The 2209-nt window shown below is 69.3% G+C and carries 1 protein-coding gene; it reads left to right on the forward strand.

Annotation, left to right across the window (positions count from 1 at the left end):
• Positions 1-251 precede the first annotated feature (251 nt).
• Positions 252-1397 carry a protein rep gene (locus Q0R63_RS07890; protein ID WP_295696053.1) on the forward strand — a complete coding sequence of 382 codons (1146 nt, stop codon included), beginning with the start codon at positions 252-254 and terminating at the stop codon, positions 1395-1397.
• The last annotated feature ends 812 nt before the right edge of the window (positions 1398-2209 follow it).

Consider the following 2209-nt stretch of genomic DNA (forward strand, 5'->3'; position numbering starts at 1 on the left):
GAGGCGGTTCTCGCTCGGGTGCTCGGTGCGAGCGACGAGCTCCAGCACGGTGACGCCCGCCGGTTCCTCCGTCTCGAGTCCCCCGATGCTCACTCCTGAACGCACGAAAGCCCCGGTACCAGCCGGGGCTTTCAACGTGCAAGTAGCTACCTCATCCATGCGGGAAGTGGTGCGCCTTGACACATGATGCCACGGCCCCCCGTCGCCCCGCGAGGGGCGCTCTTGAGAACTACACGGATAACTCTTCACCTTTGACCCTGACGGACGCCCGCTGGCAGGTCTTGGACTACCTCCGGGACGGCTCGACCGCTCGTCGGCAGCGCCTCTGCACGACTCGCGGGATCCTGCCGGTAGCGCCGGTCCGTCGCTCCGAAACCGGGGTGTCTGTCGGGGGCGTCATGGTGTGCGGATCCCGCAACTGCCCTATGTGCGGCCCGCGCCTCTACTCGCGCAACCGAGATGAGATCCGTCAGTGCGTCGCGGCCTGGCAGGCCTACGGCGGCTCGGTGCTGTTCGGGACGTTCACGGTCGGCCACGACCTCACGGACTCGCTGTCCGGGTCCCTGACCGTCGTAACGGACGCCTGGGCCGCGGTCACCTCAGGCAAGTTCTGGGTTCGCGATCGTCGCGACCACGGAGTGACTCACTGGGTCCGGGTGCTCGAGGAGAAGTACTCCGAGACGACGGGGTGGCATGCCCACTTGCACTGGCTGGCGTTTGTGGAACCGGGGCACGCTACGTCGGCGTCCGCTTTGCTGCGGTCGATGCTTCGCCGCTGGTCCCGCTCCGCGGAGTCGGCGGGTCGGCGCGTGTCGGACCGGGCTCAGGACCTGCACGAGGTCGTCGGGGTCGACGCCGAGCGGGTGCTGGGCGACTACTTCACGAAGCAAGCCGAGGACCGGGGGCGGCTCACTCCGGACGCGATGGCGCACGAGCTGGCGTCGCGGAGCACGAAGCGCTCGGGTACCTCGATCACGCCCGCGGAGCTTCAGCTTCTCGCGGCGTTGGGCGGCGACCGGAAGTGGCAGCTGCTGTACGCCGAGTACGAACGTGCGACCGCGGGTCGCCGGGTGATCGCGTTCTCGCGCGGACTCCGGGACTTCGCAGGGGTGGGCGACGAGCAAGACCCCTGGGCCGTCTCCGCCGAAGAGACCGCGAAGGAGGGCTCGGTGGCCCTCCTGCTCCGCGGTCGAGACGTGCGGAAGGCGATGAGTCGCGCCCTGCGACGCGAGTTCGTCGGCGTGGTCCTGGCGGACGGTGGGGCTGCGGCGGTGTCGTGGCTTGAGGACCGCGGGATGACCGGGTTCATGCCCGACGAGCGGTCGACCCTCGATGAGCCGGCCACCTCGTTCGGCCCCGCGATCGCGCCGGAGTACGAGGGGGCTCTCCCGTGGTGAGGGACCGCCTCGCGACGAAGCGGCGCCACCCCTGGCCGCAGCACGACTGGCGGCGGACCGTGGCCGACGCGGCGCGTTGGGAGTGGCTGTGCTCCTGCGGCGCGCGTCTGTCGGCGTCGATGAGCGGCGGTCGGCCCACCTGGTTCACGGTCTTGAGCTGGGGGGCTCTCGCGTGATGATGTATCCGCGCTGCCGAGAGTGCGGCGTTGTCACGAAGCGGATCACGCTGGCCTGGGCCCTCCGGATCATCCCGAACCCTCCTGCGGAGCTGCGCGCACGCGATCGTCTGTCGCCGACGTTCATGTGCCCCGTGTGCCGCCTCGTGGCCGTGCTGCGGCCTCCGTTCCCCCGGATGGAGTCCAGGGGGCTGGGGACGCCGTGAGAGCGCCTGCTGGCGCGTTGCGGCGTCTCCGACCCGCCCGGTGTTCCTCGCCCCCACGCTGGGACGAGGGTGGGTCAACCCCCGACCGTGCTCCGCACCCGCAGAGGTGCGGAGCACCTTCCCCCGGTAGGGCTGGCATCCCTCCGGGGTTGAGGCATCCGGCTGCCGCCTCTCACGCTCTTGGTCTGGGTTGGGGGAGTGTCTTTCTCCCCCGGCCCATACCCGCTGCACGGCGTGTTGGGCTGGAATGTCACCCGGTCACTGTACGATTCAGCACATGACAAATCACCGCATCAGCGTCTCGCTGCCGCCGACCCTGCACGACTCAATCGCTGAGATAGCCCGGCTCTCGGAGGTGTCTGTGGGCCATGTCGTCCGTGATGCTCTCCGCGGCGTGATTCCCTCGATGCTCGAAGTCACGAAGTTTCTG

The organism is Lapillicoccus sp. (assembly GCF_025353065.1).
Classification (GTDB): Bacteria; Actinomycetota; Actinomycetes; order Actinomycetales; family Dermatophilaceae; genus Lapillicoccus.